General features: G+C 59.4%; 20 protein-coding genes. 10 read left to right on the top strand and 10 right to left on the bottom strand.

Annotated features, from left to right (window positions below):
• Positions 1 to 203: 203 nt before the first annotated feature.
• Positions 204 to 389 (top strand): hypothetical protein, encoded by a 186-nt coding sequence (locus ACOYXH_RS09910; protein ID WP_095049917.1) that lies wholly within the window; start codon positions 204 to 206, stop codon positions 387 to 389.
• Between the two features lie 175 nt (positions 390 to 564).
• Here the strand turns inward: ACOYXH_RS09910 and ACOYXH_RS09905 are convergent, their stop codons facing one another.
• The 5 genes from ACOYXH_RS09905 to ACOYXH_RS09885 form a co-directional block, all read right to left on the bottom strand.
• Positions 565 to 978, bottom strand: coding sequence for a PaaI family thioesterase (locus ACOYXH_RS09905; RefSeq protein WP_095049916.1), 414 nt, complete (start codon positions 976 to 978; stop codon positions 565 to 567).
• A gap of 134 nt (positions 979 to 1,112) precedes the next feature.
• Complete coding sequence (gene gbdR / locus ACOYXH_RS09900) at positions 1,113 to 2,213, bottom strand: choline metabolism transcriptional regulator GbdR (protein WP_095049986.1); 1,101 nt, start codon at positions 2,211 to 2,213, stop codon at positions 1,113 to 1,115.
• Positions 2,214 to 2,300: 87 nt separating this feature from the next.
• Positions 2,301 to 3,701: a GABA permease gene (gene gabP, locus ACOYXH_RS09895; RefSeq protein ID WP_220558748.1), complete on the bottom strand. Its 1,401-nt coding sequence runs from the start codon at positions 3,699 to 3,701 to the stop codon at positions 2,301 to 2,303.
• A 300-nt stretch (positions 3,702 to 4,001) separates the two neighbouring features.
• Positions 4,002 to 9,470, bottom strand: a complete 5,469-nt coding sequence (locus ACOYXH_RS09890) for a trifunctional serine/threonine-protein kinase/ATP-binding protein/sensor histidine kinase (protein WP_460410617.1) — start codon at positions 9,468 to 9,470, stop codon at positions 4,002 to 4,004.
• Between the two features lie 48 nt (positions 9,471 to 9,518).
• Positions 9,519 to 10,190: a response regulator transcription factor gene (locus ACOYXH_RS09885; RefSeq protein ID WP_220558746.1), complete on the bottom strand. Its 672-nt coding sequence runs from the start codon at positions 10,188 to 10,190 to the stop codon at positions 9,519 to 9,521.
• 202 nt (positions 10,191 to 10,392) lie between these two features.
• On the opposite strand from ACOYXH_RS09885, the gene ACOYXH_RS09880 reads away from it, so the two are divergent.
• From ACOYXH_RS09880 to ACOYXH_RS09860, 5 genes are all read left to right on the top strand, one after another.
• On the top strand, positions 10,393 to 11,400 hold the full coding sequence (locus ACOYXH_RS09880; protein ID WP_186624206.1) for a GlxA family transcriptional regulator: 1,008 nt from the start codon (positions 10,393 to 10,395) through the stop codon (positions 11,398 to 11,400).
• 130 nt (positions 11,401 to 11,530) lie between these two features.
• Entirely contained in the window at positions 11,531 to 11,896 is a 366-nt protein-coding gene (locus ACOYXH_RS09875; protein ID WP_093433326.1) for a response regulator transcription factor, read from the top strand.
• Between the two features lie 217 nt (positions 11,897 to 12,113).
• Positions 12,114 to 13,316: an NAD(P)/FAD-dependent oxidoreductase gene (locus ACOYXH_RS09870; protein ID WP_258709753.1), complete on the top strand. Its 1,203-nt coding sequence runs from the start codon at positions 12,114 to 12,116 to the stop codon at positions 13,314 to 13,316.
• 54 nt (positions 13,317 to 13,370) lie between these two features.
• Positions 13,371 to 14,300 (top strand): MBL fold metallo-hydrolase, encoded by a 930-nt coding sequence (locus ACOYXH_RS09865; protein WP_258709752.1) that lies wholly within the window; start codon positions 13,371 to 13,373, stop codon positions 14,298 to 14,300.
• Between the two features lie 159 nt (positions 14,301 to 14,459).
• Positions 14,460 to 14,933: a short chain dehydrogenase gene (locus ACOYXH_RS09860; RefSeq protein WP_258709751.1), complete on the top strand. Its 474-nt coding sequence runs from the start codon at positions 14,460 to 14,462 to the stop codon at positions 14,931 to 14,933.
• 42 nt (positions 14,934 to 14,975) lie between these two features.
• Here the strand turns inward: ACOYXH_RS09860 and ACOYXH_RS09855 are convergent, their stop codons facing one another.
• Positions 14,976 to 15,410, bottom strand: coding sequence for an HhH-GDP family DNA glycosylase (locus tag ACOYXH_RS09855; protein ID WP_116255646.1), 435 nt, complete (start codon positions 15,408 to 15,410; stop codon positions 14,976 to 14,978).
• Positions 15,411 to 15,605: 195 nt separating this feature from the next.
• Here ACOYXH_RS09855 and ACOYXH_RS09850 point away from each other — a divergent pair, with 195 nt between their 5' ends.
• A complete protein-coding gene (locus ACOYXH_RS09850; RefSeq protein ID WP_077572547.1) occupies positions 15,606 to 15,854 on the top strand; it encodes a DUF6555 family protein in 249 nt (82 codons plus the stop codon).
• A 137-nt stretch (positions 15,855 to 15,991) separates the two neighbouring features.
• Here the strand turns inward: ACOYXH_RS09850 and ACOYXH_RS09845 are convergent, their stop codons facing one another.
• Entirely contained in the window at positions 15,992 to 16,309 is a 318-nt protein-coding gene (locus ACOYXH_RS09845; protein WP_095049913.1) for a DUF7677 family protein, read from the bottom strand.
• 285 nt (positions 16,310 to 16,594) lie between these two features.
• On the opposite strand from ACOYXH_RS09845, the gene ACOYXH_RS09840 reads away from it, so the two are divergent.
• Positions 16,595 to 16,882, top strand: coding sequence for a hypothetical protein (locus ACOYXH_RS09840; RefSeq protein ID WP_095049912.1), 288 nt, complete (start codon positions 16,595 to 16,597; stop codon positions 16,880 to 16,882).
• 1 nt (position 16,883) lies between these two features.
• Complete coding sequence (locus ACOYXH_RS09835; RefSeq protein WP_095126417.1) at positions 16,884 to 17,312, top strand: hypothetical protein; 429 nt, start codon at positions 16,884 to 16,886, stop codon at positions 17,310 to 17,312.
• 111 nt (positions 17,313 to 17,423) lie between these two features.
• Here ACOYXH_RS09835 and ACOYXH_RS09830 read toward each other — a convergent pair whose 3' ends face one another.
• The gene (locus ACOYXH_RS09830) at positions 17,424 to 18,431 is read right to left on the bottom strand and encodes an NAD(P)-dependent oxidoreductase (protein WP_460410616.1); all 1,008 of its coding nucleotides are present in this window, start codon (positions 18,429 to 18,431) and stop codon (positions 17,424 to 17,426) included.
• 494 nt (positions 18,432 to 18,925) lie between these two features.
• Here ACOYXH_RS09830 and ACOYXH_RS09825 point away from each other — a divergent pair, with 494 nt between their 5' ends.
• Positions 18,926 to 19,288: a DUF6124 family protein gene (locus tag ACOYXH_RS09825; protein WP_449122966.1), complete on the top strand. Its 363-nt coding sequence runs from the start codon at positions 18,926 to 18,928 to the stop codon at positions 19,286 to 19,288.
• Between the two features lie 132 nt (positions 19,289 to 19,420).
• On the opposite strand, the gene ACOYXH_RS09820 is transcribed toward ACOYXH_RS09825, so the two are convergent.
• Together ACOYXH_RS09820 and ACOYXH_RS09815 are read right to left on the bottom strand one after the other, a co-directional pair.
• Positions 19,421 to 23,794 (bottom strand): response regulator, encoded by a 4,374-nt coding sequence (locus tag ACOYXH_RS09820; RefSeq protein ID WP_460410615.1) that lies wholly within the window; start codon positions 23,792 to 23,794, stop codon positions 19,421 to 19,423.
• Positions 23,795 to 23,837: 43 nt separating this feature from the next.
• The gene (locus tag ACOYXH_RS09815) at positions 23,838 to 24,995 is read right to left on the bottom strand and encodes a response regulator (protein WP_095049907.1); all 1,158 of its coding nucleotides are present in this window, start codon (positions 24,993 to 24,995) and stop codon (positions 23,838 to 23,840) included.
• Between the last annotated feature and the right edge of the window lie 322 nt (positions 24,996 to 25,317).

Raw genomic sequence — 25,317 nt, 5'->3', positions numbered from 1 at the left:
TTTGAACAGGAAATTTAGCGGCAAAAATTCAGGCTTTTCCGACGGAAATGTAGGACTTTTCCTACGAGTGAGCTGATCTTTTTGGCACTCAGCAACTCGTATCACCGTCTACTTCCAGATGAACCTAGCGGAATCGAGTGGTCAGTATTGGTCGGGAGTGGACGTTCTGACGTTTCATGGAAAACGGCAAGGAGAAACGGTCAATGGACTTCATTATCGATTTGATAGCTCATCGAATTGGCGTGTTTGTGTTGGGCTTACTGAGTGGCGGCCGTTTCAAGGGTGAGAGTGGTTTTGCCTGGGGCTGGGCAGTTGTCGTCGGTGGACTGATTCTGCTATCTCCATTCGCAGCGCTAATAGCTGTGCTCATCTATACCAGTGGCCAATGAATTGATGTCTGTAATGGGTCAGAAGCTGCGTTTCTCGAACGGTAGCTTCTGGCCGACAGCAGTCATTCGTGTGCGGATATCGCCCAGAAGCAATTATCCAAGACGTGGAAACATTTACCCGCTATTCGTCAAAACGCACTCCATCGATGACCTACCTTTTGATGGACACACATTTTCAACCCATTGGCACCGCAAACACCGCACTGGCCCGCGCCACCGTGCGCTCCCCAACATGCAAACTGACAGCAGCAAACGCCAACTGCCGGCCTTTTTTCGAGTACTCCAAACGCACTTCCAGCCACTCGTTCATCTGCACCGCGCCGAGATAATCCAGGGTCATGCTCGCCGTGATCAATGGCTGCGGAGGGTCGCTGGAAAACGCCATGGCGTAACCCATCCCGACATCGGCCAACGTCGCCAATACGCCGCCATGCAAGGTGCCACGGCCATTCGCATGGCGTGAGTCGGTCAATAAACCCAGTTCCAGTTGCAGCCCGCTGCCCCTCGCGTAGATCGGGCCCAGCAAATCAAGCAACGGGCTGCTGCGGGTAAACGCGGTGAAACCTTCGGGAATTGCGATGGCGTCCATGGTCCCTCCTGGTGCCGGTGACTCACCGGCTTCATTGACCTTAATGGGAGGGTTTATTGGCAATCGTCTGATGGAGCAAGAACTATACGGATGCGAAATCTCCAGTGATCAACTGTCGAAGCAGGACCGACCGATCATCCCGTGGACGCCAGATCGCCACGTTCCATCATTCGAACACTGGCAAACGTCGATTCGTTGCGCGCTTGGTCGAGCGTCGTCAGCGGCTTGATTGTTGACGGCTGCGCTACCGGTTTGCGACTCATCTCAGAGCCGGAGCGCTCATCACTCGGTGGCACGCCAAAGTGCTCGCGGTAGCATTTGGAGAAATGCGGCGTTGAGACAAAACCGCACACGTACGCCAGCTCAACGATCGACAAGGACGTCTGCTTGAGCAGTTGTCGTGCGCGAATCAACCGCAATCTCAAGTAGTAACGCGACGGCGTGCATTGCAGATATTTCTGAAACAACCGCTCCAGCTGTCGCCGTGACAGGTCGACGTATTCGGCCAGATTATCCAGATCGATCGGTTCCTCGAGATTGGCCTCCATCAACGCCACCACTTCTTGCAGCTTGGGCTGGTGCGTGCCGACCACATGCTTGAGCGGTACGCGTTGGTGATCCTGCTCATTGCGGATGCGCTCGTAGACGAACATCTCGGAGATGGCGGTGGCCAGTTCACGACCATGATCGCGCGCAATCAGGTGCAGCATCATGTCCAGCGGCGCGGTGCCGCCGGAGCTGGTGAAGCGGTTGCGGTCGAGGGTAAACAGACTGGTGCTGACGCTCACACGCGGAAAAGCTTCCTGCATCGCCGCCAGAAATTCCCAGTGCACGCTGCACTCATAGCCGTCGAGCAACCCGGCTTTGGCGAGCGCCCAGCTACCGGTGCAGACCCCGCCCAAGCGCTTGGACTGTCGCGCCAAAGCTTGCAGCCACGTCGTGTGCTCGCGGGTAATTGCGCTCTGGATGCCGACGCCACCGCAGACGATAACCGTGTCCGCCACGGAGGGATTGCTCCACGACCCATCCGGGGTGATCGGCACGCCATCGCTGGCCCAGACCGCCGCGCCATTGGGGCTGAAGGTATGCCAGCGATACAACGTTCGCCCCGTCAGTTGATTGGCCATGCGCAAGGGCTCGACGGCGGACGCCAATGACATCAGGGTAAATTTGTCCAACAGCAGAAACCCGACGGATTGGGTTGCACCGTCGGCTACGGAGGGGGTCGATGACATCATGGCCTCATAAAAATCGGTCGCGACGCAGGCGTCTGCCATTCCCTCCGACATACGTGGAGGGAGTATCAGGTTCGGCGCAAACGCCTACCCCACCGATGTGACCCTCGCCGTCGGCGCGGGATGACGCGACGTCAACAGGCCAATGAAGGAAATCGCCAGCGCCAGGCCAATGGTTGTCGTGACTTCAGTGCGGTGTTGCGGGGTGATCATCATCACCGCCAGCGCGGCGCAGATGAACACGATCACCAGCCACGTCAACCAGGGAAACAGCCACATGCGGAAGGTCAGCTCGACGTTGCGCTGTTGCAATATCCGCCGCATGCGCAACTGCGACACCGCGATGGCGAGGTACACCAACAGGGCAATCGCTCCGGAGCTGGCCAGCAGGAATTCAAACAGCCCGGCAGGCATGAAGTAGCTCCACACAGTGATCGACGCACCGAGCACGGTGCTGGCGATAACCGCTGCGCGCGGCACACCTTCGGAAGAGGTCGCCTTCAGCGCTTTCGGCGCATCGCCACGCCGGCCCAGCGAGTACAGCATCCGCGAAGCAATGTAGATCGAGGAGTTCATGCAACTGGCCACGGCAATCAGCACGACGACGTCGACCATGAACTTGGCGTGGGGAATGTTCATGATTTCCAGAGCGCGCTGATAAGAGCCGACCGAGGCCAGCAACGGATCATTCCAGGGCACCACGGAGATCACCACGAAGATCGACAGCAGGTAAAACACGCCAATGCGCCAGATTACCGAACGCGTGGCCTTGGCAATGTTTCGCGACGGGTCGTTGGATTCGGCGGCGGCGATGGTCACCGCTTCGGTACCGATGAAGCTGAACATGATGGTGATGAAAGCGCCGACCACCGCCGACAAGCCATTGGGCGCAAACCCACCGTGCTCGGCCATCAACCCACTCAAGCCGCTGACTTCACGATCCGGCACCCAGCCCATCAACACGGCAAAACCGACGCCGATAAAACCGATGATCGCCACGACCTTGGCCATGGCGAACCAGAACTCGAATTCACCGTACTTGGACACGCTGAACAGGTTGGTCACCACCAGCGCAATGATTGAGCCCAACGCGAACAGCCAGGCATCGACCTGCGGAAACCATTGGTTCAGCACATGCCCGGCGGCGAGCGCTTCGATAGGAATCACCAACACCCAGAACCACCAGTACAACCAGCCGATAGTGAAGCCGGCCCAGCGTCCGATGGCCTGGTCGGCATAGGTCGAGAACGAGCCAGTGTCGGGGTTAGCCACCGCCATCTCACCGAGCATGCGCATGACCAGCACAACGAGCAAACCGGAGAACAGATAAGCCAGCAGAACCGCCGGCCCCGCCGCCGCAATGGCATGTCCTGAACCTACGAACAATCCGGCGCCGATAATCCCGGCAATGGACAACATAGTGACGTGACGAGGCTTGAAGCCCTGCGCCAATTGGCTACTCGAATCCGTTGAGTTCGGGCTGATCATTGGTTTTTTTATTCTCTGCTGAACGACATTCTAGCGAGTTGACCAAGGCAATCGAGCACTGTCGTTGCCTGCCGAGCCCCCCGAAAGAAGCCCCCTTCAACCGCCGCAGTTCTTATCAACCCCATGATCTGGATGGGATTATTTTGATGTGAAGACGCGTCACCTTACCCGGCCTGTCAGATGATTCAGTAGCCTGATTGCGTCATGGTTGTGTCTGATATCGACATATCGAAACCAATCGGTCTCAATGAATACCGATAAGTCACCCAGTATCTGACGACAGATACCCTCATCTCGCCCTCACCTCCCCGCACACCCCGGCAACGTAAACACCACACGCGCCCCACACGGCGCGTTCGCCTCCGCCCACAAGTGACCGTCATGGGCTTCGATGATCGACCGGCAGATCGACAACCCCATCCCCAACCCGGTGACTTTGGTGGTGTAGAACGCGGTGAAAACCTCCTCCACCTGATCGCAGGCAAATCCCGGTCCCGAGTCGCTTACGACAATCCGCACGTCTTTCCCGACAGACTCGCTGACAATGATTAACCGACGCTCGCCCTCCTCGATCACCGCCATGGCCTCCAGACCGTTGATGATCAGATTGAGCAGCACCTGTTGCAGCTCGACGCGGTCAACCAGCACGGCAGGCAAATCGTTGACAAGGCGCGTGGTGACCGCCGCGCCATAGCGGGCCGCTTCACCCCGGGTAAACCCGACCATCTCGCCCACTACCGCGTTGAGGTCCACCGGATGTCGTTGCGGCGGTGTTTTGCGGATCAATGCGCGGATACGTCCGAGCACGTCGGCCGCGCGGTTACCGTCGTTGATGATGCGTCTGAGGCCCTGTTCAACTTCATCGGTGTTCGGCGGTTGCGCGCCGAGCCAGCGCAACGCCGCGTTGGCATTGATCACGGTGGCGGCGATTGGCTGGTTGACTTCATGGGCAATGGACGCTGCCAACTGGCCCATGGTCGCCACGCGATTAGCGTGGGCCAGTTCCGCTTGTACCTGGCGATATCGGCGCTCGCCTTCGCGCACTTGCTCTTCGGCCTGTTTGCGTTCGCTCAGGTCAAGCACGAAGGCCACGCCCTGCTGCTGACTGGCTTCGAATGCGGCCAGACCGACGATCACCGGCAGGCGAGTGCCGTCCTTGCGGATGTATTCCTTCTCGAACGGCTGGGCGCGCCCGGTGCGGATTGCCGTCGCCAGCGCGGCTTCACTTTTCATGCGCAGTGGCGGCGGTGTCATGTCGCGCCAATGCACCCTGCCTGACAGCAGATCGTCGCGCTCGTAACCGACCATGCGCAGGAACGCGTCGTTGGCCTCAATGATTTCACCGTCGACACTCCAGACGATGATGCCGATGATATTGGCGTCGACCAACCGGCGAATCCTCGCCTCGCGCTCGGCGACGTCTCGATACAGCCGCGCGTTGTCCAGCGAGATCGCCGCCTGCGAAGCCACCAGTCGCAATACGGCAATGCGCGCCGGACTGAACACACCCGCAGATAGATTGTTCTCCAGGTACAGCGCCCCGGCAATCCGGCCCTGATTCATCAACGGCAGGCACAGGATCGAGCGAGCGCCGCGTTGATGAATGTACAGATCAGCGGCAAATGCCGGATCGGCGACGGCATCGTCCAGACACAGGTTTTCACCGGTGCGCAGGGTCTGGTAGAGCACCGATTCGGCCAGCATCGATGAACTTACCGGCTCATGGCAAAGCAGCGCGCTGTCGTCACCGACACTGGTTTTCGCGGCGATATACGGCGCCTCGCCTTCGGTCAGAATCAGCCGGCCATGCTCGGCGCCAGCCTGTTCGATAGCGGTGCGCATGACCATTTCGATCAGTCGATCCAGCACGATCTCGCCTGAAACGGCCTGGGACACCTTGAGAACCGTGGCCAGATCCAGATGCTCGACCGGGGTGGCGATGGTCGCAGTCGGACCGGGCGCCGTATCTTCATTGCGCAGATAGCGGTGCTGTAGCTCCAGTTGCCGCACCTTGCCCTCTGCCCCCCAGCGCAAGTAACCGTAGCGCGCATCTTGCAGGTACAGGCGGGCGATTTTGCTCAGACCACGGGCACTGTAGAACCGCGCTGCGAGTTCGTTGGCCAAGGCTTCGACATGCACAAAGCCGTTGTCCCTGGCCAACTGAATCGCTTGCTCGTACAGCATCTCGGCTTCGATCAACTGCCCGGTGACCCGAGCGATTTCGGCTGCGACCAGCGCCGTCTGACTGGCGAAGGTTTCCGCACACTGTTGCGCCCAGGTTTGCAGTTGATCGTGGTGCTCGCCCAAGCGTTGCAATCGGTCGGTATCGGCTTCGCCGTGGGCAGCCAACGTTAACGCTGCGTAAAAGTGAAATTCGGCCTCTTCAAAAAACGAGGAGATCACCCACAACAGCTCCCGGGCCTGCGCCGCGCAATCGGCGGCCGCTGCGTAATCCCCGGCCAGATAACGCGCCTGCAACTTGCGCACCCAGTACTTGCCCCGAGCCAAGGCCAGGTCCGGAGCAGCGAGGTTCGCCTCAAAGCGTGTCTCATCGAATTCTTCATTATTGAAACTGCCAAACACCGGGGTCTGCCCTCGCAACATGCGGATCAGTGCCCGTTGGCAACTCATGAAACTGATCACCAGACCGAAGCGGATTCTTTGCGAGTAAGCCAGACCCGTTTCAGCCTGCACCTGCACTTCCGCCAGCGGCTCGCCAATGAACAGCAAGTCGGAAATCAGGCTATTGCCAGCGTAGGCTGCATAGGGCAAATCGCCGGTGCGGTTGCCGGCGCTGAGCGCACGCCGCAGCAATTCGCGGCACTCGCGCACCGGGCGCATCCAGCGCACCACGAAGATCGAAAAGCACAGGTAGGTACGCGCTTCGTATTGCGCAAGGCCACGGCGGTCGACCAGATCGCAGCCCAAGCGGCCAAAGCGGTAACCGCTGGCATAATCGCCAAAGCGCCGCCCGGCAACCCGCACAACATTGGCGTAGAGCATGCAGGAGGCGTCGCAATTACCGTGCTCCAGGCTCAGGTTAACGGCTTTGCATATGGTCAGGCAGGCGAGGTTCGCATCCGACTGCAACGCAGGGGCCAACAGTTTGCTCAACGCATCCAGTGTCACCAGCGTGGCCGGATCCTCCATCAGTGGCAGGTCGATCAACTGCTCGATGCTGCGCTCACCCAGTTGCCTCCAGATCTGTTGGTATTCGGCGCGCACCTGCTGATCGTCCGGATGCGCCGTCCAGTCGATGCCGACCTGACGTAAATACGTCAGGCACACATTCACCGCGCGGTCACTGCGGTCGAGCAGCAGGCAGACATCCATCAACAAACAGGTGACTGCCGCCCGCTCTACCGTGGTCTCGACGCGCTCGGCCAGTGCAGTCAGGCGCGCATCGGCCAGTGCCAGTTGCCCAGTGAGAAATTCGCACTCGGCGCGGTTCAGCTCCAGAGCAAACCCCAGTTCATGGCGACGGTCATCACCGTGCTCGCCGAGCAACGCCGCACCCGTGCCCAAGTAGCTCAATGCTGAGGTGTAAGCGGTCGAAGCCTTGGCACGCTGACCTGCGAGCAGGTTGAATTCGGCCAGCTGTTCGCGTTCGGCCCGCGCGCTGATCAGACTGGCGCCGCGATTGAGTTGCCCGACGATTTCGAAGATCGCGTCTTCACGCCCCTCCGCTGGCGTCTGCAGGGCGAGCAAACGGCCGATACGCAGATGAGTTTGCGCACGTTCGGTTTCCGCGGTTAGTGAGTATGCCGCCTCGTGGATACGGTCATGGACAAACGCACAAGTACCGTCGTGAAACTCCACCAGTTCCTGGCGCACCGCCGGCCAGAGCGCCGCGTGCACCCGCGCCGTCGGCAGGTCGAGCACGGTGGCCAGCGTGTCAATGCGCGCTACGTTGCCCAGGCAGGCCAATTGTTGCAGGGCCTGACGCGTGTCCAACGGCAGACGCGCCAGTTTGCCAACCATCAGATCGACCACGTTATCGGTGTAGCCCTTGGCGTTGATGAGTGCCAGATCCCAGCGCCAACGGTTGAATTGGTGGTCGTAGATCAGCAGCTGTTCTTCGGCCAACGCGTGAAGAAACTGGATGACGAAAAACGGATTGCCGCCGGTCTTTTCCAGCACCAGGCGCGCCAGGGCAACGATGCTCGCGGGTGGGCAGCGCAGGGATTCTGCGATCAGTTGCTCGATGTGCACGCTGGCCAGCGAGGTCAGGCAGATCTCGTCGATATGCACGCCGCCATTACGCAGCACTTTGAGTTTGCCGCTGAGCGGGTGGTCGGCATCGACCTCGTTATTGCGGTACGCGCCCACCAGCAGCAAATGCCCAAGCTCCGAGCGGGTCAGCAGATCTTCGAGCAGATCGAGGGTCGCTGCGTCGAGCCATTGCAAATCATCGAGAAACAGCGTCAACGGATGTTCCGGCCGAGCAAACACGCCGATGAAGCGCTGCAATACCGCCATGAAGCGCTGCTGCGCCTGCTGCGGTTCAAGCTCCGGCACCGCTGGCGGCTCACCGATAATCAACTTGAGTTCCGGGATCAGCTCGGTCATCAACCGTGCATTCGGTGACAGTGCCTGCAACAACGCCGCGCGCCAGTCAGCGAGCACCTCGCGACGCTTGCCCAGCAGCGTTCGCACCAATCCTTGAAAGGCCTGGACCAGCGTCGCATAGGGGATGTCGCGCTTGTACTGATCGAACTTGCCAGCGGCGAACAATCCCCGCGACGGCACCAGCACTTTGTGCAGTTCACTGACCACCGAGGATTTACCAATGCCGGAGTAACCGGACACCAGCACCAGCTTCGGCGAAGGAGCCCGCACCACCTGGGCGAAAGCATCGATCAGGGTTTGCACTTCGCGTTCACGACCGTAGAGCTTTTCCGGGATCAGCAAGCGATCGATCGCGCCCTGCTCGTTCAACGTGAACACATCGATCCGCCGCGCCCGACGCCAGTCGTCCAGACAACGACGCAAGTCATGCTCGACGCCGGCGGCGGTTTGGTAGCGCGCTTCGGCGGTCTTGGCGAGCAGTTTCATGACTACCCGCGAGAGCATCAACGGCACCGTGGCCACGCGTTCGCATGCAGGCATCGGTTGCCGCGCAATGTGGCAATGCACCCACTCCATCGGGTCGTTGGCGTTGAACGGCAGCGAGCCGGTAAGCATCTGGTACAGCGTCACACCAAAGGCATACAAATCGCTGCGCGAATCGATCGAACGATTCATTCGACCGGTTTGTTCCGGCGCCATGTAGGCCAGGGTCCCGGCAATGGTTTCTGGCGGCGCGGGGGCCTGACGTTCGCGCGGCAGTCGCGAGGCCAGACCGAACCCCATCAACCGGGCTTGTCCGTCGTGGCAGTTGACAAGGATGTGCTGCGGTTTGAGATCCTTGTGCACCAGCCCGCACAGGTGCAAACGGCCAAGCGCTACGGCTATGTTGATTGCGTGCAACAGGCAGGTTTCAGTGTCCAGCGGCGTGATCAGCAAACGCGACAGCGGCTCGCCGCCGGGGTCGTCGAATAACAAGTGCGTGGTTCCGCCCGCGCGTTCAAGGGCTTGCGGTTGCAGCGCCCATTCATTGTGCAGAGCGTCTTTGAGGCCGTATTCATGCGCCAGCCGGTCGAGGGTTGCGGGCAAAGGCTGAGCGATTGCCGGACGCACTATCAGCACGCTGGCGCTCTCCCCCTGTCCTCGTTTGCGGGAGAACACCCGCTCGCCGTCGTCCCACAAAATCTGTTGTTTGCTGGCCATCGGAGTCGACACCGTCAAAGGGGTTTCTGTCACGCGCTGAAGCTCGGTTCAGCTTGTCCGCCGCGCCGGCTCGATGCCCAGCGATTCGGCAATACGCACCAGATCGGCGACCGAACGTGCAGCGAGTTTCCTCATGACCTGCCCGCGATGGACTTTCACCGTCACTTCGCTGAGGTTGAGTTGCGCGGCGATCTGCTTGTTCATCAGCCCGCCAATGACGAAACCGAGCACTTCGCGCTCACGTGCCGTCAATGTTTCGTAGGCTTGACGCAACGCCGCGCCGGATTGTTCGGCGAGCAGTCGCGCACTGTCGCGGGCCAAAGCACTGGCCACCGCATCGAGCATGTCCTGATCACGAAAAGGCTTGGCCAGGAAATCCACCGCGCCGGCCTTCATCGCCTTCACGCTCATGGCGATATCGCCGTGACCGGTCATGAATACGACGGGAATGCGCAGGCCGTTTTTTTCCATCTGCTCCTGAAAGGTCAGGCCACTTTCGCCGCGCAAACGCACATCGAGCACCAGACAACCGGGCACGTCGCGTTTGGCCGAAGCGAGGAAGTCACGGGACGTTTCGAAGGTCTGCACCTGCAGGCCGATCGAACGCAGCAAACCGTCGAGGGCCTGACGCATGGAGGCGTCGTCGTCGACCACATAAACCACCGGTTCCCTCAGCACGGACGGGGCTGCGCTGGGGCTGGAATGCGACCACAGGGTCATCGTGAGTCCTCGGCGAGATCGCAACGCGTGCGATGTGCAGGTGAATAAATCTAGTCCATGATGGCGAACGCAGCCAGAGGCCAGCCAAACGGTCGCGCAGCAGGCTAGCAGTCGACGCGCATTGCCGACAGGCCAGAAACCCCTGAAAATCGGCCATGCCCTTTCCCCTCCTTCTTCAGCCGTTTGAACAGGCAGGATTTCAATGTCCAGCATTCCCTTCACCGCTACGCCCGAACCGCGCGACGTGGTGTTTATTGCCTACCCGCGAATGAGCCTGCTCGACCTCAGTGGCGCGCAAACGGTGTTCTGGGCCGCGAGCAAAGCCTTGGCCGAAAGATGCCAACCCGGTTATCAGTTGCACACCGCCAGCCTTGAGGGTGGTTTGGTCAATACCGTTGAAGGTTTGGCCGTGGACACCCGAGCGCTGCGCGAATTGGACATTGCCGCGCTGCACACCCTCGTCGTACCCGGCGCACCCGATATCTGCCAGACCCTCGACGAGCACGCCGAACTTACCGCGTGGTTGCGGCGTAATGCCCCTGTCGCGAGGCGAGTGGTGTCGGTGTGCAGCGGCGCTTTCCTGCTGGCCCAGTCCGGTTTGCTCGACGGCTGCCGCACCGCCACGCACTGGGCCATGTGCGACAACCTGCGCGAGCGCTTCCCGGCGATCGACGTGGATGCCGATGCGATCTTCATCCAGCAGGGCAAGGTCTGGACCTCGGCGGGGGTCACGGCCGGTATCGATCTGGCCTTAGCGCTGGTCGAGGCCGATTACGGCCGCGAAGTGGCGTTGCAGGTTGCCCGCGAGCTAGTGGTGTACCTCAAGCGCCCCGGTGGTCAGGCGCAATACAGCACATTGCTGCAAGCGCAGGTGCAGGACAGCCCGCAGTTCGACCCGTTGCACTTGTGGCTGATCGATCACCTGGACGATCCGAAGTTGACTGTAGAGCGACTCGCCGAACAGGCGAAAATGAGCCTGCGCAATTTCACCCGCGTCTACAAGCAGAGCACCGGGCGCACGCCGTCCAAAGCCATCGAACTGTTCCGCCTCGAAGCGGCCAGGCGCATGCTGGAGAACTCGGCGCACACCATCGACAAGGTTGCGCGTCTTTGCGGCTTCGGTGATGAAGAGCGGCTGCGCGCCTGCTTCCAGCGTCACCTGTCGATTTCACCGCGCGACTACCGCAGCCGCTTCAGCCGCGAAGGTTGATGCCGAAAACCGCTGACGCTCAAAAAGTCTCCACGGACTATACCTAGGTATAGTTTTGCGCCGGTGCCGACGGCGTATGGTGCAAGAACGACAGGAGTCGCCATACGTGCCCGTCCGGCCAGGGAGCCCTATGCAGCACAAGGTTGTCATTGCGGTGGTTGACGACGACGAGGCCATTCGCGATGCACTCGCAGGTTTGCTTCGCGCCTTCGGTTATCAGGTGTTCACCTATCCGGGCGCGCAGGCATTCCTTGAGTCAAAAAGCCCGGCGCAGACACACTGCCTGATCTCCGATATCCAGATGCCTGGCATGAGCGGCCCGCAACTGCACGAAGCATTACGCGCACAAGGCTGGCGCATTCCGGTGATTTTCGTCACCGCCCATCCCGAAGAATTCCACACCCGCGCGCCCGGCGTCATCGCTTGTCTGCCCAAACCCTTCCCGCCCGACACCCTTCTCAACCACATCGACTTTGCCCTGAACCGTCCTCTGTAGCGTGTTCGATACCTTCGTATACCGCCCTTCGACCCATGCGTAATCCGCACACACCGATGGACAACTGCGCCCGCAGCGCCCACGCCATAGCATTGATTTCGACAGCGGACGATTAAGCGCCAAGCAGTACGGCAAGCAGTTTGCGGCGGCCAGTGATCATCACGCCAGTGTCGGAAAAAACTCGGGTTATCCATCCATCAGCATCAGGGAGCACATTATGAAACAACAATTATTGGTGATCGGTGCGGGGTTCGGCGGGCTGTGGAGCACGTTGAGCGCCGCGCGTTTGCTGGATATGCATGACCGCCACGATGTGGAGATCACACTGCTCGCCCCGCAAGCCGAACTGCGCATCCGTCCGCGCTTCTACGAACCCGATGTCCACAGCATGTACGCGCCGCTGGATGCGCTGCTCGCTGCCGTGGGTGTGCGTTTCGTCAAAGGCACCGCCGAGAGCCTTGACAGCCAGGCACGCCGTGTCGGTTATCGCGATGAGGCCGGTCGCCCGGGTGAGCTGACTTACGATCGCCTGGTGCTGGCCAGCGGCAGCCAACTGGCGCGTCCGCCGGTGCCGGGCCTGAAAGAGAATGCGTTCGACGTCGACCAGATCGAGTCGGCGGCACGCCTGGAGCGCCACCTGCACGCGCTGGCCAGCCAACCGGCCAGCGCCGCGCGCAACACCGTGGTCATCGCCGGTGGTGGCTTCACCGGGATCGAAACCGCGACCGAAATGCCGAATCGTCTGCGCGCCATTCTCGGCGAGCTGCAAGACATTCGAGTGATCATCGTTGATCGCAGCAAAGACATCGCCGCGACCATGGGCGACGGCATCCGTCCGTCCATCATCGAAGCGTCAAAAGAACTGGGCATCGAGTGGATCATCGACGCCACGGTCGCCGCCGTGGATGCCAACGGCGTCACCCTCGCCGACGGTCGCCACATCGAGAGCAATACCGTGATCTGGACCGTGGGTTTCCGCGCCAGTCCACTGACCGAACAGCTCAATGCCGGACGCGATGGCCAGGGGCGTCTGCACGTCGACGGCAATCTCAAAGTGCAAGGTCTTGAGCACGTGTTCGCCGCCGGCGATGTCGCCCGTGCTGCCACCGACGACGTCGGCAATATCTCGGTGATGTCCTGCCAGCACGCGATCAGCCTTGGTCGTCATGCCGGCAACAACGCCATTGCTGATCTGCTTGGCGTGACGCCGACCACCTACCGTCAGCCGAAGTACGTGACCTGCCTCGATTTGGGTGCTTGGGGCGCGGTGTACACCGAAGGCTGGGATCGCCAACTGAAGCTGGTGAAAGCCGAAGCCAAGGAACTGAAGACGCAAATCAACAGCGTGTGGATCTACCCGCCGGCCGCAGACCGTCGCACTGCCCTCGCCGCTGCCGACCCGATGATTCCGGTGGCCTGATCTCGCCCCCATTGTCCAAGAACCAATGTCTTGCCTGATAAAAAGGAGAACACCATGACCATGCATCTGGATTCCTTCACCGCCCACAACGCCACCCTGCAAACCCCGACCGAAGAGCTGGTGCCATCGCGTTACGCGCTGCGCCTCGGCAACATCGACGTGATGGTAATCAGCGACGGCGTCCTGCCGCTGCCGACCCAAACCATGTCGACCAACGCCGATCCCGCCGAGCGCGCTGCGTGGTTCAAAGAGATGTATCTGGGTCCCGACGCGTTCGACTGGGCACTCAATGTCCTGGTGGTGCGTAGCGGCGAGCAGGTGATCCTCGTCGACGCCGGCCTCGGCGGACAATTTCCCGGTTTCCCTCGCGCCGGGCAGTTTCCCAAACGCCTCGCGGCGGCCGGGATCGACCTCGCGGACGTCACCGATATTGTCATCACGCACATGCACATGGACCACATCGGCGGCTTACTCGTCGAGACGGTGAAAAATCGTCTGCACGACGACGTGCGCATCCACGTCACCGCCACCGAAGTCGACTTCTGGACCTCGCCGGATTTCACCAGCACCGACATGCCCGCGCCTGTGCCGGACGTGCTGCGCTCCACCGCCAACGCCTTCATCCAGCAATACCAAAGCAAACTGCATATCTTCGAGGACGCGTTCGAAGTCGCCCCCGGCGTGGTCGCAAAACTCACTGGCGGCCACACCCCGGGCCACTGCGTGGTTTACGTGAACTCCGGCGACGAACGCCTGACCTTTGCCGGCGACGCCCTGTTCCCGGTTGCCTTCGACCATCCGGACTGGCACAACGGCTTCGAGCACGATCCTGATGAAGCGGTGCGCGTGCGCGTGCGCCTGCTGCAGGAAGCAGCGGCCAGTGGCGAACTGTTTGTCGCCACGCACCTGCCCTTCCCGTCGGTCGGCCGCGTTGCCGTCAATGGTGAGGGGTTCCGCTGGATTCCGGCGATCTGGGATTATTGATCGAGATCGCGTAACACTGCTTCGCCCGGCCTTGGTCGGGCGAAGTTGTTTTCGCCTGTTACAGATCCGTTCCGGGACAACCGCTACCTTTCCTCCGTTACATGGAACGACGGTCGATCCTTGCTCTCTACCACTGAACCTACAGTGGAGGAATTGACCATGATTGCCCCTGAAACCGGTATGAAACCGGGTGAGCGTTACTGCATTGAAAGCGTCGAGCGCGCGCCGCAATTTCCTGGATTTTTCCTCGATGGCAAGTATTACCTGGGCCCCGAGTTGCAGACGGCCGTCGGCTGGCTTGAAGGACAGAATTTCCTGTATGACCAACTCGATCCCAATGGCGAGCCGGTTTATCCGGGCAGAATCGTTGGCACGATTACCGCGCGGACACTGGAACTGGCGGATGGGTTGCGTCTGAGCATCGAGGAAATGCCGTTTCAGGCAGAAGCCGTTTCACCATTGCGGACGTTTGACGAAGTGACCGTTAAAACCCGACCTCTGACGATATCGCAGCGGCACACGACAGCCGGCCGCCAGCCGATGCAACCTTCTGCGCTGTTGGTTGCAGGCGCGGCATTGCTGGTAGGGCTGTGCTTGTTGGCGATCAATCGTTCTGGCCGTCGAGGCAAATAGGCTTTGCACGACGCGGGCGGTGACCGTTTTTTACGGCCGCGATCAAAGGCTGATTACAGCGCTGGCTTCGCGCATGAAGATCTCCACGGTCTTCGGACCGATACCATCGAACTCCGCCAGTCGCCTCTCGAATGCCTGGCGATCAGGGCTTGCCTCGACCATGTGGCTGACCTTGCCCGCGTACTCGTCGTTAAGCTTGCGTGCCAAGGCGTGCAGCCGCACGGCAGTGGTCTCGTCGTAACGCACGTAATGCGCCTCCCCTAGCATCGCGACCAGTTCACGATGGCTGCACGCAGCCAGTTTGCGCGGCGTATCGCGCCCGTGTTTATCGGCAATCACCCGATACGCTTCGGCAGCGATTTCAGCCTGTATCCGCTTGCCCATCAAGAAGCTCGCGAGCAGCCATTTGAACAAGCCACCGTCATCGTTGTGCTTAAGCTGAATGTTCAAATCCCTGGCGCTGATGGTCTTGTTCACCGCTAACCTCCGGGGTTGAAATCGTGGGGATTTTTCGTCCTGTGCCTGCCTGGCAGACGCTTGATCGTTAGGCTGCCGCCGGTTCCAACCGTTCAAAATAAAACACCTACCAGCGGCCTTAAACGAACTCCCGAAAATCCTTTGAATTTTTTTCGTCGGCAAAACTCATTTGCGTATGAGCGTAAGGAGGAGCGCATGAGTAACGTCGACATCTTCGTCATCGAATACAAACTTCACGGCCAGCCAAAGTCATTCGTCATCCGCGCAAAAACCATGCGCAACGCTGACGCATGGCACTGGGCGAGTTGCGACGCCGGCATTGCGCCGATTCCAAAACCCGGCAAGCCACCGTTGAAAGTCATCTCCAAACCCCAGGCCGAACGGTTTGGCATCACCGAGGTGAAATGGCGCGAAACGGCGACGGTGGACTGGACGGAGGCTTAATCATGCTCAAACAGATCGGTAATACGCTTGGTGGGATTTGGCAGTCGCCGTGAGGATTCTCAAGCGCCACGCCGACGCCTGGCGGATACAAACCCGGGCATCCCTCGGATGTCTCGGGCTGGCACGTAAACTAGACATTAGCGCGTGATTTTGGGTGGCCCATAGAGTTCGGTTTCCCAGTCCTCAAAAGGCGGTTTGACTTCGAAAGACCGATCGCAGTATGACCGTAGGTAGTCAGTCGCCCTTTTTTGCGCGTAAGTGAAATTGAGGACATTGCCTTCGTCGTCCATCTCTATGACATTCGCAAATATCGCAAAGACCTGTTCAATCGCACTGGGCTCTGAGCCATACATATCGAGGTACTTCACGTCCTTGAGCATGTAGTGGCTTCCACTGGCCATGAAATATGCGAACGTTCGGAGTGCTCCGCTGAAATCGTTACTTAGCTTTTTCATATCAGGTTCTTGTAGGCAACATTAAGGATTTGATTAAGAGGCGATTTTCATCCCCCCGAGCGAGCAAAGCCAATGGCCCGGGGTGTATAAGCCGAGGACCTGACGCACGGTGACTGCACCTGATTACTGGCTGACTAACGGAAGACCTAGCGTAAGAGGAGCGCCATCTATTTGCTATCATCCTGATGCTTTTTTGTGGCCGAATGCGCGAGCGGCACGCCCACGTAGCGTCTCGCGCTGGCCACCAGCGGTCCGGCAATTCGACTATTCATGTAAGGCACGTTAATGATCTCCGAATTGGCAGTCTCGAATCTTTTAGGGCCATGGCGCGGGGATGCCCATACCGGGCTGATGCAACGCTGCAAGGAGTCATGGGATACACCGCTAGTGCATTTGAGCGATCTGATGGTCGCTACTTTTTTGAATCAGAATATCGCACCCGAACACCTGTTAATCGAGGCAAAACACCGCATCGAAGTGCGGGAAAGAGATGGCTCCGAGTACTTCGACGGCCAGCTTCTCGAAGCGATGGAAAATGTGAGATCTCGGGGGCTGGATTTTTCTGGAGTTTGATATGGGGTTCTCCTCCACGTTATGGGCTTGGTACGGCCAGAATGAGTACAAGCAGGTTCTTGCCGTGTGCGAGGTCATTGAGGCGCTTGGGTTTCTGGCTCAAGCCTCGGACATACAGCAGGCAACTATCCCGGATTGCCCCGCCTGTGAAGTCTGGTCCGAGATGATTCTCCCGATAGAAAAGGTACTTTCAATCTGCGGCAGTGGGCTATCGGAGGACGTGAAGAGCCGGCTGGAAGACATTTGGGAGCGTTGCAATAGCCTTACTGAGGCCGCATTTCACTGTAATGATCGCCTGATCTTTGATCACGCAGAATGGATGCCCATCAGGACACGAGCCACCGAGTTGCTGGTTTTAATGGAGTCGACGCAAATCCATCCATTCCTGGGTGACGTGCTATTGGACTGTAAAAAGTTGCTCTCTGAATAATTCGGTGAGTCGTTCACGCGCACCAAAACGGTTTTACGTTTCAACCGTTGAGTGAATGTGCATCACTGCCGACCTGAATGAGCGGCAGGTCGGCGGTGCTGCGCAGAACGGTTACTGCACTTGCAGTTCCAGCAGTTCACCACCCTCTTTGCTCAGACGCTGCAGATATGCACCGGCGTCAAGCAACTGATAAGGAAAGTAAAGACCTGCCGGAGTCGGCGGCTGACCATCCAGCCCAAGCAATCGCTCCAGCAGCATGGCGACGCTCAGCCCCGTCAACGCTGCAGCGCCTGCCGGGTGAACGAGAGCATGCCGGGTGTGCAACGGTCGCCCTTGATGATCCTCACCCAGCAGTTCGATGAGAATCTCGGTCGACATCGGCCGACCGGCGCGCCGCGATGAACTCACTCCGCTGGCGAGATTGAACTGAACATTTGGCGCATCGGTGGCCGCCGCCAGCCCGGTGACATCGATGGACGAGAAGCTGCTGGCTTGCATCGGCGTGCCGTCCAGCGCTCTGAAGCTGACGTTCTTGTCCGCCCCTTCGCGCCAGAGGTAATCGCCCTCGCGCCGAGTCAGGGCGGCGGGCAGCAGCTTGTTCAGGTGATCGAAATCCTTAGCCACGGTCGGCCCGCCGCCATCCTGCTCGTCGACCAACGCATCGATACGAATATCGCGCACCCGGGCAAAGACCTCGGCGAGGTGCAGCGTCGCAACGGTCGTAGCGCCTACCATCCACTCGTAACCCAGCACGATGGGCGCCGCATCAGGGCGGTGGATGTAGCTCGCGATTTGCGGCGCCATCTCGAAAATGCCAGAAGAAATGCTCAGGTGCGGGACCTTGCGCCTCTGCGCGAAACGCAACCCGGCAAGGGAATGATCCATATAGAAAACCGCCACGGCACTGACCGGGCGATCACCCAGCCCCAGGTCATCGGCCGCAGGGTCAATAATCACGCCCTGCGCCCCGCCCATTTCCTCGGCGGCTTGCTCAGCCTTGGCCAGGTCTCGGCCGCCGATCAGCAAAGGGACGCCGGGATAAGCAGCACGCAACGCTTCGGCAGAACGGTGGCCAATGGCGCCGGAACCGCCCAGGAACAAAATCGGGTGAACTGACATGGGTATCCTTCCTCGTCTTTTGGGGTTGCAACCTAGTGTTGGTGCGTGCCCTGTCGTGAGGGTTCCCCGCCATTGCCTGAGCTGGAGAGTGGACCGACGAATGCGATTTTGAACGGAGTGTTGATGAGCCGTGTTTAGGCGTTTTTCATGGTTGTTTAAAAGACACGTCGCGTTACCTGCTACAGGCTACAACGTCTTGCGCCATTGCCTACGACTACGCCAGAATCCGCCGGCTTGTGCGTCTGCGGCGCGGGTTTTATCGTTCCTGGGTCACTGAAAAACAGTGATGGGGTTTGGTAGCCCGCTCTCATATGACGCATAACGTCACCGTGCGCAGATGCTTTTCAGCATTTGTCTTATGGTGGCCATGCGCAGGGCGCCCTCGGGCGCGCCGGATTTTCCATATGGGCCGGTCTACCAACCTTCGTATGGCCACCACCTTTCGTTTGGTAGCGAAGGTGATGGCTCCTTAAGTCCCATATGGAGCTTCATCTATGTTCAAACCAACGCCGAATCCCCCAGAAACCGATCCAGTCTCACCCTACAAATTTCCAGACTCGCGAACACTCAACGACGCCGCCGAACGCGCCCTCGATTACTACCTCACGCCAACACAACGCATCATGGGCAGCGACCAGAAACACGCTCCCATGTTTCTGGCCAACTCCGATTACGACAGCGAGTCCCTGCTCGTTAACGCCAGCGAATCTCTCAGTTCAGCCACCGAAATGCTCTGCAACTTCGCCGCCCTCCTCGACCCAGGCCACCGCAAAACTGCGCTGGGCATTGCGCAAGTGGTAATGCTGGGCGAATTGGCGGTAAATCAAGCGCTGGATAATGTTGTGCCGGTGGATTGATGAGTAATCCCTTTATGGCGGCGTTCTGGCTGCTGTCACAAAGGGATCAAGATTGCATTGGGTGGCCGCTCTCGGCCAAAAGCCGTCAGTTGCAATTAAAACTAAACGGCTACGTGTTTACCCAACTCAATTTTACTGAAGCAGCTTCAAGGCGCGATCAAAGTCGAACAGCTCCACCTGCGCCGCGGCAAGTGCCAGACGTTCTGCCAGCGCTTGATCGAGTGGCCTGTTGCGCAGGGCCGCCAGCACGTCCAAAGCCGCGGTATCTCCTTCGTCCAGAAGAACAATAAGCCGGTTCAGTTGCTCGCTGATTGCCGCGTCGTCCAGCAGGTCACCCTCCGTGGAAGCCAGTGTGTCCGCCTCAAGGTTCGCCAGACTCGCGAGGGTCGGGAGCAAGTAATGCTCGACCTGCATCGCTAGCGCTTGCACGACCTCAACCGGCTCGTCGTCCTGACAGGCCTGTTCTAACAACGTGCAAGCCTGCGCCACGGCCTTGGCGCCGATATTGCCGGCGGTGCCGCGCAAGCTGTGCGCCAGTCGTGCGGCAGCAGCAGAATCCGGATCGATTCGTGCGGCCTGGAATTGCTCGGAAAAATCTGTCTGAGTGTCGCGAAACTTGCAGAGTAGACGTAAGTAGAGATCCCGCCGCCCCATGCAGGTGGCGAGTCCCGCAGCCAGATCAATGCCCTCAAGACGATCTGGCAATCCATCGACCAAACCTGCGTTCAGCGAAGCTTGAGCGACTCGTGGTTTGATCCATTTTGCCATTGTGGCGAACATGGTTTCGACGTTGAGTGGCTTGGAGATATGGTCGTTCATACCGCATTCGAGCGCGCGCTCGCGGTCACCGTCCATGGCGTTGGCGGTCATGGCGATCACTGGCAGAGTGCGGAAGCGCGGTTGCTGACGAATTTTCCGGGTGGCTGTGTAGCCATCCATCACCGGCATCTGGCAATCCATCAGCACGCCATCGAAGTCGTCATCCTCGCCGAGAATATCCAGGGCCTCTTGGCCGTGCGTGGCGAGTCGCAAGCGTATTCCGACACTCTCCAGTAGCTCGCTGGCCAGTTCCTGATTCAGATCGTTGTCTTCGACCAGAAGCAGTCGCGCTCCATTGAGGCTGGCGACGGTGTTGGCATTGTGCAGGGAGCGTTCGCCAGCCCGAGTATCGCTGTGGGTGTCTCTGCCCAGCACGACACCGATGGCTTCAAGTAACGAGGACGGCGTGACAGGTTTGGTCAGTACCACCGGCAACTGGATGCCCTGGCGCTCGGCTTCTTCGCGGGCTTCTTCGCGGCCAAAAGCGGTCACCATGATCACCGATGGCGTACGCATCAGGCTGGCGGAATGCATTCTGCTCACAGCTTCCATGCCATCCATGCCGGGCATCCGCCAGTCCATCAAGACCAGATCGTAAGGCAGCACCTTGTGCTCGGCGTCGGCCAACATGCGCAGCGCCAGACTACCGCTCTGCGCGACATCCACTTCCAGACCAAAGCTGCGCGCCATGCCCGAAAGGATTTCACGGGCACTGGCGTTGTCATCCACGACAAGCACGCGCATGCCCAACAGCTCGCCAGCCTTGAACATACGACGCGGCGGAACATTTTGCTGTACGCCGAGTTGGACCTGGAAGTGAAACGTGGAGCCGACTCCCGGTTGGCTTTCAACCCAGATTCGACCGGCCATCAGCTCCACCAGCTTCTTCGAGATGGACAATCCCAGCCCGGTGCCCCCGTACTTGCGAGTGATCGAACTGTCAGCCTGACTGAACGACTGGAACAGACGTGAACACTGCTCGACGGTCATGCCGATGCCCGTGTCGCGCACCCAGAAATGCAGTTGCACGTGTTCGTTGTGAGAAGCAACTTCTTCAACGCCGACCACGATGTCACCGTGTTCGGTGAACTTGGCCGCGTTGTTGCCGAGGTTGATCAGCACTTGCCCCAGTCGCAGGGGGTCGCCCAGCAGTGCCGTGGGCAGGTCAGGCGGAATCTGAAACAACAACTCCAGACCCTTGTCCTCGGTCTTCAAGCCGATCATGGCAGCGAAGCTGTCGAGCACATCTTCCAGACGGAACGGGATCTGTTCGAGACTCATCCTGCCCGCTTCGATCTTTGAGAAGTCGAGAATGTCGTTGATGATTCCCAGCAGGTTCTCCGCTGATCGGTGGACTTTTTCAATGTAGTTGCGCTGGCGTTTATCCAGTTCGGTACGCAGCGCCAGGTGGCTCATGCCGATGATGGCGTTCATCGGTGTTCGGATCTCATGGCTCATGTTGGCGAGAAACTCGCTCTTGGCCTGCGTGGCCTCCTCGGCCGCAGCCCTTGCCTCTGCCAGTGCGGTTACATCGATGTTGATGCCGGTTGCGCGCAATGGCTTGCCGTCAGGCGTGCGTGAGAAGCGATTCAGCGACCGGAACGTGCGCACCTGCCCATCGTTTTTACGCACAATCCGGAAGTCGAACTCGGCGCGATCATCGCCACTCTGGACGGCACTCTCGAACGTGCTGCTGACCCGCGCCAGATCGTCGGGATGCACCAGTGCCTTCCAGTGCGCCAGCGTACCGCCGAAGCCGCCTGGCTCCAGACCAAACAGGGTTTCGAGTTGGGGTGTCCAATAGTTTGTGCCACTGACCAGGTCGACGTCGAACAGCCCGATGTCACCGGACTCCTGCGCCAGATTCAGACGATCGCTGGCCGTGCGCAGCCTGGCTTCCATCGCCCTGCGCTCACTGACATCGCGCACCGAGGCGCACACACAGACGCCACGCCCCTCCAGGCGCGGTAGATGGGAAAGGCCAATTTCTACGGAGAACAAACTGCCGTCTTTGCGTACACCGCTCAGATCGTCAAGATCGCCGCCCATCTGCCGGGTTCCGCCGCTGGCAATGAACCCGTCGCGTAACCTGACATGGCGCTCGCGGGCAGCCTGCGGTACCAGACGCTCGATGCTGGCGCCAATCAGCTCGCCGGGGGCGTAGCCAAACAGGGTATCCATCTGCGGGTTGGTCATCAGGATGCGACCGTCGGCGCCCAGCACCAGCATGCCGTCCGGTGCTGCCTCGATGATGCCGCGGTACCAGGCTTCGGTGGCGCGCAATGCGGCCTGCTGGGCCTCCAGCTCGCTGGCCTGGTGCTCCAGTTGCAAAGCCTGCGCGCCCATTTCGTCTGCCTGACGGCGAGTTTCCAAGAGCAGCGCCTGAGCTGCCTCACTGCGTTCCATAATGGCCATGGCGCCGGCCAGCCGGGGCAGGACTTCTTGCAGCAGCAGCGCTTCGTTCTCTTCCAGTTGGCGAAAACCGGCCATTTCCATCACCCCGAGCAGGCGTTCGCCACGCATCACGGGCTGAACCAACAGGACGCTGGCCGGGGCTGCGCCCAATGGCGTGCGTACATGCCAAAACGGTTCCGGTAGATCCTGAAGCTGGCGGGGCTGGCGATCCAGTGCGCACTGGCCAAGCAACCCTTCACCGAGATCAAGTTCAGCGGGTAGCGGATGAACACTGTCCACCGCATAACCGCCAACCAGGCGTAGGCGTGCCGCGCCTTCATAGAGAACGTAAAGCGCTCCCTGGCACATGCCCAACTGCGGCGCGATGTGGCTGAAAAAAGCCTGGGCCAACTGCTGCGGTGTCTCCGCCTGTTGCAGATCCACTTGCAGGAGCGACGTGTGGTTTTTGATCCAGCGCTGTCGCTCAAGCTGACAAGCTTCCAGCTGCAGCGTGGCGATGGCACGCGCCAGGTCGCCGGTTTCGTTGCGAAGATCGGTGTGCGGGATCTGACCGTCCAGCTTGCCGGACGCCAATTCGTCCACCGCCACGCGGACGCGATTCAACGGCACGCGTATGGAATAGCTGACCAGCCAGGTCAACAGCAAGGCCAGCGTCGACCCACCCAGCAGCAAGATGGACGTGATCGCAGTACTACGCTCTGCGTACTCCGCCAGGTTCTTCGCTGTATCGTGGATGTCGGCTTCCTTGTTTTTCTCGATCTGGTTGAGCAGCCCATCGCCGCCCTGTTCCAGCGCAAGAAAATCCTTACTGTTGAGCAACATCAAGGCCTGACCCAAGGAACCCTTGCCGGCCAGCTCCAGTGCCTCATCGCCGTCTTTTTGCAGACGCTTTAATACCATTTCGAATTCCAGCAGGCTGCTGACGCTGCTCTGCCTGCGCAGCGTTGGACGAACCTGCTCCAGCGCTTCGTGGAGTCGCGCCTGGGCGACATCCATCTGGGCTCTGGCGCTGATACGGATGTCTGCGTTGTTGGTCGCGATTGCACGTTGCATGGCGAGCAACAGATGCGGCAACTGCACCCGAACCTCCTGCACATATTGGATACCTACCAGATCCTGTTGGTACAACTGCTGCATTTCAGTTCTTAGCGAATACTGCGTGCGCAGGCTTTGCACGCCCAATATCAGGATCAATATCAGCAGCGCAGCGAAGCCGATGATCAATTTACTGCGCAGAGACAGGCGCTCGAGCATCTCGAACAGTCTGTTCATAAACGGCCTCTTTCAGCTGGATGTGCAGAGTAATGCGCGGGATTCAGGGACGTTCGGCAATCTGCTCAAGCAGTGCTAACTGCCTGGCCATGTCCTGGTCGCTGTCGGCAAATCGCTCGGCAATTGCGCGGAACTGCTCGGCATTGGCGAGAAACGCGTCACAGATGTCCGGATCAAAATGCGAGCCCCGGCCTTCGCCGATGATTTTCACCGCCTGCTCGTGAGGCATGCCGGGCTTGTACACGCGGCGGCTGATCAGCGCATCGTAGACATCTGCCACGGCCATTAACCTGGCGCTGATCGGGATATCGTCGGCGGCCACGCCTTGCGGATAGCCACTGCCATCCCACTTTTCCTGATGGCCGTAGGCGATTTCCTTGGCCAAATGAAGGAAATCGACGTTTATGCCTAATTGATCCTCCGCGTGCTGAATGGCGTCCCGCCCCAATGTGGTGTGGGTCTTCATGATCTCGAACTCTTCAGCGGTGAGCCGTCCCGGTTTGAGCAGGATGCGATCGGGAATGCCAATCTTGCCGATATCGTGCAGCGGTGCCGATTTGAAGAGCAGCTTAATGCTGTCCTCGTCGAGAAAGTGCCGGAAACGCGGGTGGTTGCGCAACAGTTCAGCCAGGTGTTTGATGTAGTGCTGGGTACGGCGAATGTGGTTGCCGGTTTCGTTGTCACGGGTTTCGGCCAGCGAAGCCATGGCGTGGATGGTGACATCCTGGATGGCGATCACCTCCCGGGTGCGGCGCTGCACTTCCCGCTCCAGAAATTCGTTTTGATTGCGCAGGAAATCGGCAACGGACTTGAGCTTGATTTGGGTCTCGACCCTGGCCATGAGCACCGGGGGGATGATCGGCTTGGTGATGTAATCCGCAGCCCCGAGGCTCAAGCCGCGAATCTCGTCCTCCGTGGCAGTCATGGAGGTGAGGAAAATGATCGGTATATGGCGAATGCGAACGTCAAGCTTGAGCTGCTCGGCAACGTCATAACCGGACAGGCCCGGCATCATGATGTCCAGCAGGATCAAATCGGGAAGCGGGTCGGCCTGCAGAAGGCGTAGGGCCTTTTCGCCGCTGTTGGCGGCCTTGACCCGATATTTGTCCTTCAGCAACTCGGCGATCAACATCAGGTTGTCGGGGGTATCGTCGACCACCAGAACGGTCGCTGATGGATAAACGCCCTGAGTGCTATCCATGGTTGTTGGCTCCCTTGCCAGACAATTAAGGAGTTGGCGCACTTGCACCAGTCTCTTGCTGGCAAGCGTAGCTATAAAAGCTGCAATCGCTAGGCGGAGATCTGTAGGCTGGTTCCCAGCATCAGGTGGATCAACTCTGGATAGAGCGCTCGTAAATTAACGAGCATGGGCTTCAGCGTCCGGTTCAGATAGCGCGATAAAAGCCTTAACGTGCTGGGCGACGGCAAGCAACCCCATTCGATTTGACTGATATCGGATGGCTTGCACACTTCCCAGCACATCAATGATGGTCATTTTCCCCTATTGATTGATCGACGTGCCA

The organism is Pseudomonas sp. Mb7 (assembly GCF_054790525.1).
The sequence above is the reverse complement of the archived record's forward strand: the minus strand, read 5'-3'. Positions and strand labels throughout refer to the sequence as shown.

Excerpts from the sequence above, each read along its gene's own strand:
- gabP (WP_220558748.1), bottom strand. The coding sequence starts at position 3,701 with ATGATCAGCCCGAACTCAACGGATTCGAGTAGCCAATTGGCGCAGGGC.
- ACOYXH_RS09830 (WP_460410616.1), bottom strand. The coding sequence starts at position 18,431 with ATGTCAGTTCACCCGATTTTGTTCCTGGGCGGTTCCGGCGCCATTGGC.
- ACOYXH_RS09860 (WP_258709751.1), top strand. The coding sequence starts at position 14,460 with ATGATTGCCCCTGAAACCGGTATGAAACCGGGTGAGCGTTACTGCATT.
- ACOYXH_RS09825 (WP_449122966.1), top strand. The coding sequence starts at position 18,926 with ATGTTCAAACCAACGCCGAATCCCCCAGAAACCGATCCAGTCTCACCC.
- ACOYXH_RS09835 (WP_095126417.1), top strand. The coding sequence starts at position 16,884 with ATGGGGTTCTCCTCCACGTTATGGGCTTGGTACGGCCAGAATGAGTAC.
- ACOYXH_RS09870 (WP_258709753.1), top strand. The coding sequence starts at position 12,114 with ATGAAACAACAATTATTGGTGATCGGTGCGGGGTTCGGCGGGCTGTGG.
- ACOYXH_RS09850 (WP_077572547.1), top strand. The coding sequence starts at position 15,606 with ATGAGTAACGTCGACATCTTCGTCATCGAATACAAACTTCACGGCCAG.
- ACOYXH_RS09815 (WP_095049907.1), bottom strand. The coding sequence starts at position 24,995 with ATGGATAGCACTCAGGGCGTTTATCCATCAGCGACCGTTCTGGTGGTC.
- ACOYXH_RS09910 (WP_095049917.1), top strand. The coding sequence starts at position 204 with ATGGACTTCATTATCGATTTGATAGCTCATCGAATTGGCGTGTTTGTG.
- ACOYXH_RS09845 (WP_095049913.1), bottom strand. The coding sequence starts at position 16,309 with ATGAAAAAGCTAAGTAACGATTTCAGCGGAGCACTCCGAACGTTCGCA.
- ACOYXH_RS09820 (WP_460410615.1), bottom strand. The coding sequence starts at position 23,794 with ATGAACAGACTGTTCGAGATGCTCGAGCGCCTGTCTCTGCGCAGTAAA.
- ACOYXH_RS09875 (WP_093433326.1), top strand. The coding sequence starts at position 11,531 with ATGCAGCACAAGGTTGTCATTGCGGTGGTTGACGACGACGAGGCCATT.
- ACOYXH_RS09890 (WP_460410617.1), bottom strand. The coding sequence starts at position 9,470 with ATGGCCAGCAAACAACAGATTTTGTGGGACGACGGCGAGCGGGTGTTC.
- ACOYXH_RS09865 (WP_258709752.1), top strand. The coding sequence starts at position 13,371 with ATGACCATGCATCTGGATTCCTTCACCGCCCACAACGCCACCCTGCAA.
- ACOYXH_RS09880 (WP_186624206.1), top strand. The coding sequence starts at position 10,393 with ATGTCCAGCATTCCCTTCACCGCTACGCCCGAACCGCGCGACGTGGTG.
- ACOYXH_RS09905 (WP_095049916.1), bottom strand. The coding sequence starts at position 978 with ATGGACGCCATCGCAATTCCCGAAGGTTTCACCGCGTTTACCCGCAGC.
- gbdR (WP_095049986.1), bottom strand. The coding sequence starts at position 2,213 with ATGTCATCGACCCCCTCCGTAGCCGACGGTGCAACCCAATCCGTCGGG.
- ACOYXH_RS09840 (WP_095049912.1), top strand. The coding sequence starts at position 16,595 with ATGATCTCCGAATTGGCAGTCTCGAATCTTTTAGGGCCATGGCGCGGG.
- ACOYXH_RS09885 (WP_220558746.1), bottom strand. The coding sequence starts at position 10,190 with ATGACCCTGTGGTCGCATTCCAGCCCCAGCGCAGCCCCGTCCGTGCTG.